This window comes from Nocardioides sp. (assembly GCF_035481145.1).
Lineage (GTDB): Bacteria > Actinomycetota > Actinomycetes > Propionibacteriales > Nocardioidaceae > Nocardioides.
This window is the reverse complement of sequence record NZ_DATIHB010000131.1, coordinates 1-5,936: the sequence shown is the minus strand read 5'-3', so window position 1 is coordinate 5,936 and position 5,936 is coordinate 1. Positions and strand designations below refer to the sequence as shown.

The following is a 5,936-nucleotide window of genomic DNA, read 5'->3' as shown; positions in this document are numbered from 1 at the left end:
GCCTCGTGTTCCGGAGCTCCCCCGCGGCGGTCGTCGGCTACTTCGTCGTCAACTTCGTGCTGCCGGGCATCTCCGGCGCGCTCGCCTCGTCGCAGCAGTGGTGGGCGGAGAACGCCGGTTGGTTCGACCTGAACCAGACCCGCTTCCTCCTCTTCGACAGCACCCTGACGGGCGAGCAGTGGGCCCAGCTCGGTGTGACGACGCTGGTCTGGATCGTCGTGCCGCTCCTGGTCGGCCTGCGGCTGGTGCTGAAGACCGAGATCAAGTAGCGCGAGGCGGCGCGAACCTGCACCACATCCGAGCCGAGGCGGCGCGAACCTGCACGACATCCGTGCCGAGGCGGCGCGAACCTTCAGAGCAACCTGCAGGTTCGCGCCGCTTCGGCGTACGCCGCGTGCAGGTTCGCGCCGCTTCGGCGGGAATGTGTGAGGCCCCGGCCGAGGAGCCCCACGGAGTGGGTGTGGCTCTTCCTCGGCCGGGGCCTCACGGAGTCTTCAGGCGACGTCAGCGAGCCGCAGAACCCTCGGTGTAGTCGGCGTCCTGCTGCTTCCACGAGAAGAGGCCACGGAGCTTGCGGCCGGTCTCCTCGATCGGGTGGGCAGCACCCTTGGCGCGGAGCTCGAGGAACTCCGGAGCGCCGGCGTCCTGGTCGTCGATGAAGCGCTTCGCGAAGGCACCCGACTGGATGTCCGCGAGGACGGCCTTCATGTTCTCCTTGACCGACGGGTCGATGACGCGCGGGCCGGAGACGTAGTCGCCGTACTCGGCGGTGTCGGAGACGGACCAGCGCTGCTTGGCGATGCCGCCCTCCCACATGAGGTCGACGATGAGCTTGAGCTCGTGGAGGCACTCGAAGTAGGCGACCTCCGGCTGGTAGCCAGCCTCGGTCAGGGTCTCGAAGCCGTACATGACGAGCTGCGAGACGCCACCGCAGAGGACGGCCTGCTCACCGAAGAGGTCGGTCTCGGTCTCCTCGGTGAACGTGGTCATGATGACGCCGGCGCGGGTGCCGCCGATCGCCTTCGCGTAGGACTTCGCGAGCTCCAGCGCGTTGCCGGAGGCGTCCTTCTCGACCGCGATGATGTCCGGGATGCCGCGGCCCGCGACGTACTCGCGACGGACGGTGTGACCCGGGGCCTTCGGGGCGACCATGATCACGTCGACGCCCTCGGGGGCCTCGATGTAGCCGAAGCGGATGTTGAAGCCGTGACCGAAGACGAGGGTGTCGCCCTCGGCGAGGTGCGGCTTGATGTCCTCGGCGTAGATCTTCCGCTGGTGCTGGTCGGGAGCGAGGATGACGATGACGTCGGCCTCCTCCACGGCCTCGGCGACCGTGAGGACCTTGAGGCCCTCGGCTTCGGCCTTGGCGATCGACTTCGAGTCGGCCTTGAGGCCGATGCGGACGTCGACGCCGGAGTCGCGCAGGTTGAGGGCGTGGGCGTGGCCCTGGCTGCCGTAACCGATGACAGCGACCTGCTTGCCCTGGATCAGGGTCAGGTCGGCGTCGTCGTCGTAGAACATCTCAGCCACGATGGGCTCTCCTTCTGGTGGGTTTGTACGTAGTGATTGTCAGGGGGAACATCCGGCCGGAGGCCGGCGGGGTACTCAGTCGGCTGAAGATCGGCGGGTGACTCAGCCGACAGCGGGCGGCGGAGTCGGTACGGCGACCGGGCGCAGCGTGCGCTCGGAGATCGAACGGGGGCCGCGACCGATCGCGACCATGCCCGACTGGACCAGCTCGCGGATGCCGAAGGGCTCCACGACCTTGAGGAAGTCGGCCAGCCGCTGGCTGCTGCCGACCAGCTGCACGGTCACCGCGTCCGGGGCCACGTCGACGACATCGGCCGAGAAGAGCTGGACGACGTCGAGGACCTGGCCACGCGTGTCGGCGTCGGCCTTCAGCTTGACCAGGAGCAGCTCGCGGTTGACCGACGCGGTGCCGTCGAGCTCGACGATCTTGAGCACCTCGATCAGCTTGTTGAGCTGCTTGGTGACCTGCTCGAGCGGGGTCTCCTCGACGTTGACGACGATCGTCATGCGGGAGACGTCACTGTGCTCGGTCGGGCCCACGGCCAGCGAGTCGATGTTGAAGCCACGACGGCTGAAGAGCGCGGCGATGCGCGTGAGGACGCCCGGCTTGTTCTCGACCAGGACGGAGAGGGTGTGACGGGCCATCAGAGGTCATCCTCGTCGAACTTGGGCGCGAGGTCGCGCGCGTACTGGATCTCGTCGTTGCTGGCGCCACCGGCGATCATCGGCCAGACCATGGCGTCCTTGTGGACCCGGAAGTCGATCACGACCGGCTGGTCGTCGATCTCCATGGCCCTCTTGATCGTCGCGTCGACGTCGCCCGCCGACTCGCAGGAGAGGCCGACGCAGCCGTAGGCCTCTGCGAGCTTGGGGAAGTCGGGGATGCGGACCTGCTTGCCGTGGGCCTGGAGGTCGGTGTTGGAGTAGCGCTCCGAGTAGAAGAGCGTCTGCCACTGGCGGACCATGCCCAGGTTGTCGTTGTTGATGACCGCGACCTTGATCGGGATGTCCTCGATCGCACAGGTGGCGAGCTCCTGGTTGGTCATCTGGAAGCAGCCGTCGCCGTCGATCGACCAGACGGTCGCGTCGGGGCAGGCCACCTTCGCGCCCATGGCCGCGGGCACGGAGTAGCCCATCGTGCCGGCGCCTCCGGAGTTGAGCCAGGTGTTGGGGTGCTCGTAGGAGATGAACTGCGCCGCCCACATCTGGTGCTGGCCGACACCGGCCGCGAAGATCGACTCCGGACCGGAGATCGCGCCGAGGCGCTCGATGACGTACTGCGGCGCGAGGCCCTGCGCCGGGGTGTCGTAGCCGAGGGGGTACTGCTTCTTGAGCCCCGCACAGAAGGCGACCCAGCCCTCGTAGTCGCCCTGCTGGCCATCAGCCTTGAGCAGCGCGATGAGGTCGGTGAGGACCTCCTTGATGTCGCCCACGATCGGGACGTCGGTGTGACGGTTCTTGCCGATCTCCGCCGGGTCGATGTCGGCGTGGATGATCAGCGCACCCGGCGCGAACGTCGAGAGGTCGCCGGTGACGCGGTCGTCGAAGCGGGCGCCGAGGCTGATGATCAGGTCGGACTTCTGCAGGGCGGCCACCGCGGACACCGTGCCGTGCATGCCCGGCATGCCCAGGTGCTGCGGGTGGCTGTCGGGGAACGCGCCGCGGGCCATCAGCGTCGTGACGACCGGGATACCAGTCAGCTCGGCCAGGACACGGAGTTCCTTGTGGGCACGCGAACGGATCGTGCCGCCGCCGACGTATAGCACCGGCTTGCGGGCGGCGAGGATCAGGCGGGCGGCCTCGCGGATCTGCTTCGCGTGGGGACGCGTCACCGGGCGGTAGCCCGGCAGCGTGATCTCGGTCGGCCACTGGAACGACGTGGTCGCCTGCAGCGCGGACTTGGTGACGTCGACGAGGACCGGGCCGGGACGGCCGGTCGAGGCGAGGTGGAACGCCTCGGCGATCGTCCGCGGGATCTGCGCCGCGTCGGTGACGAGGAAGTTGTGCTTGGTGATCGGCATCGTGATGCCGCGGATGTCCGCCTCCTGGAAGGCGTCGGTGCCGATCAGCGCCTCGGGCACCTGGCCCGTGATCGCGACCATCGGCACGGAGTCCATGTAGGCGTCGGCGATCGGAGTGACCAGGTTGGTCGCACCCGGGCCCGAGGTCGCCATGCAGACGCCGACCTTCCCGCTGGCGGAGGCGTAGCCCTCGGCAGCGTGGCCGGCACCCTGCTCGTGGCGCACGAGGATGTGGCGGATCTTGCTGTCGAAGAGCGGGTCGTACGCCGGGAGGATGGCGCCGCCGGGGTAGCCGAAGATGTCCTCGACTCCCGCGTGCTCCAGAGCCTTCACCAGGCTCTGCGCGCCGGTCACGCTCTCGCTCATCGTGCTTCCTGTCTGCCGTGTCTTTCCAACAAAAAACCCCTCGGCCTGCCGGCAACGAGGGGATGACGCATGGAGTGATCGGGATTGTGTCCGTTTCAGCCCACGCGTCGCGTGCGTACGAGAAGAGTCCGCATGCGTAAAGGTTCGCTGCCGGGTAAGGAGGCGTCAAGCCAGTATGGCGGGCGTCCCATACTCCGGTACGCCGGTCCCACATTCCGGCGGGCGCCGTGCAGGTTTGCGCCGCCTCGGCGACGTCGGTCAGCGCCAGCCCGTGCAGACGCACGCCTTGTTGCCGTCGGGGTCCGCGAGCACGACGAAGCCGGGAGCGTCGGCGTCGCTGACCAGCGTGCCACCTGCCGCGAGCGCCGCCGCGACCCGTGTCTCGGCGACGTCACGCGGCACGTGGACGTCGAGGTGGAATCGCTGCCGCGGGGTCTCGTGCTCGTCGGCCCCCTGGAACCACAGCGTCGGCATCGCACCATCCGGGTCGATGACCTCGTCCGGGAGCCTGGGGTTGTCGCTGCCGTCGAGCAGCGCCTTCCAGAACGGCCGGATCCGCTGCCAGTCGGCGGTGTCGAGCGCGACCTCGACCCGCTGCACCCGCTCGGGCCGGGCCACCGCTCCAGCCGCAGCGGCGATCTCGGTGATCCGGTGGGCCAGCCGGAGGTCGCGCGTGGTCACTCCCCCGCTGTCGTGGCTGGTGACCTTGACGTTGACGTGGCCCCACCGCAGGTCGAGGTCGGGGTGGTGGTCGAGCTCCTCCGCCGCGGCGCCGATCGCCGCGACCAGCGCAAGGCCGGCGGCGTACGAGCCGGGGTCGTAGCGCGCGTGCAGCGCGTTGAGCAGGTGGCGCCAGTCGTCGAGGCCGGCTGCGTCGAAGGCGGTCTTGTCGATGAGGTCCGTCATGGGCTCCACCGTGCTACTGGAAGCTGACGAAGTCCACCCGGGGCCGGATGCGCAGGACCTGCGCGGCCGTCAGCCGCGGCCGGTCCTCGTCGTAGAAGAGCTTGAATCCCATGCGGAACTCACGCGGCCGGGCGACCGCGGCATAGGTCGCGAGCTTCTCGCGCGGCGTGCCGAAGCCGTCGACGTGCTGGATCTCCGCGAGGAAGCGGCGGTCCCGCACCGGGTGCGCACCGCGGAGCATGTCGCGACGGAACTGGTGGACCAGGAAGAGCTTCTGCGGCAGCCCGTTGGCCTCGACGAGTCCCTCCAGCCACTGCGAGGTCGCATTGACCTCCCACGTCGAGACCGCGCCGATCACGCGCCCCGGCACCTGGCTGCCGTGCATGCGCCACTCGGGGTCGATCGCGAGCCCGACGTGGGGCTCGCGCAGCGCCCAGGTCCACCGCTTCACCACACTGGGGAACGAGGCGCGTCCGGGCTGCACGTCCAGGACGAGCAGGGCGCCCGACTCGCGCGCGGCCTCGACCCAGCGGCGTACGGCGGCCACGGGGACGTCGTGGTTGTAGTCGCCGTCCGGGCCCGGGACCGCATCGGCGATCGTCACGATCAGCTCGAAGACCGGCTGCGCCGGCAGCCCGTTGCGGCGGTACGGCGCGGCGGCGCGCTGCACGCGGGCCATGGCGTGCTCCGGCGCCGACTCTCCGAGGACGCCCAGCACGGGGGTCCCGACGGTGCCGTAGTACGCCACGAAGACCCGGCCGTCGAGCAGCTCGGGACGCTCGACGGGCTTCGCTGCCGCCTTCTCCGCAGCGGCCGCGAGGCTCGCCGAGCCGACCGGCTCGCTGGAGCCCGTCGCCTGCCCGAGCGCGAGCGCGGCGACGAGCGCGAAGGCGCAGAGGACGAGGGCCGGGCGCCTCACGTGGCGGGTCCGCAGGCGGCCCGGAGGGCGGCGTCGACGTCGGACGTGACCGGGTCGGCGAGGTCGGCGACGAAGACCGCCTGGAGGACGTGCTCCCCCATGGCTGCCTCGCGGAAGGCGACGAGGTTGGGGTGCGGCATCGACGCGTCGAGGGCCGCGGGGGCCAGCAGCGTCGCTGCCTCGGCGACCTGGGC

The 5,936-nt window shown here is 69.8% G+C and carries 6 protein-coding genes and 1 pseudogene; 1 reads left to right on the top strand and 6 read right to left on the bottom strand.

The genetic code is table 11. From position 1 onward, the window contains the following. Window positions 1-269, top strand: a pseudogene (locus VLF38_RS10735) (ABC transporter permease); the annotation flags it as partial. A gap of 235 nt (window positions 270-504) precedes the next feature. Here VLF38_RS10735 and ilvC read toward each other — a convergent pair. From ilvC to VLF38_RS10705, 6 genes are all read right to left on the bottom strand, one after another. Continuing rightward, window positions 505-1,530, bottom strand: a complete 1,026-nt coding sequence (gene ilvC / locus VLF38_RS10730) for a ketol-acid reductoisomerase (protein WP_325271252.1) — start codon at window positions 1,528-1,530, stop codon at window positions 505-507. 102 nt (window positions 1,531-1,632) lie between these two features. After that, complete coding sequence (gene ilvN, locus VLF38_RS10725; protein ID WP_325271251.1) at window positions 1,633-2,175, bottom strand: acetolactate synthase small subunit; 543 nt, start codon at window positions 2,173-2,175, stop codon at window positions 1,633-1,635. Beyond that, window positions 2,175-3,917 (bottom strand): acetolactate synthase large subunit, encoded by a 1,743-nt coding sequence (locus tag VLF38_RS10720; protein WP_414689389.1) that lies wholly within the window; start codon window positions 3,915-3,917, stop codon window positions 2,175-2,177. The genes ilvN and VLF38_RS10720 overlap by 1 nt, the downstream gene beginning before the upstream one ends. Window positions 3,918-4,175: 258 nt before the next feature. Beyond that, window positions 4,176-4,823 (bottom strand): VOC family protein, encoded by a 648-nt coding sequence (locus VLF38_RS10715; RefSeq protein WP_325271250.1) that lies wholly within the window; start codon window positions 4,821-4,823, stop codon window positions 4,176-4,178. A gap of 13 nt (window positions 4,824-4,836) precedes the next feature. Continuing rightward, complete coding sequence (locus VLF38_RS10710) at window positions 4,837-5,742, bottom strand: hypothetical protein (protein ID WP_325271249.1); 906 nt, start codon at window positions 5,740-5,742, stop codon at window positions 4,837-4,839. Next, window positions 5,739-5,936: hypothetical protein (locus VLF38_RS10705; RefSeq protein WP_325271248.1), on the bottom strand; the 198-nt coding region annotated here is incomplete at its 5' end. The genes VLF38_RS10710 and VLF38_RS10705, both read right to left, overlap by 4 nt.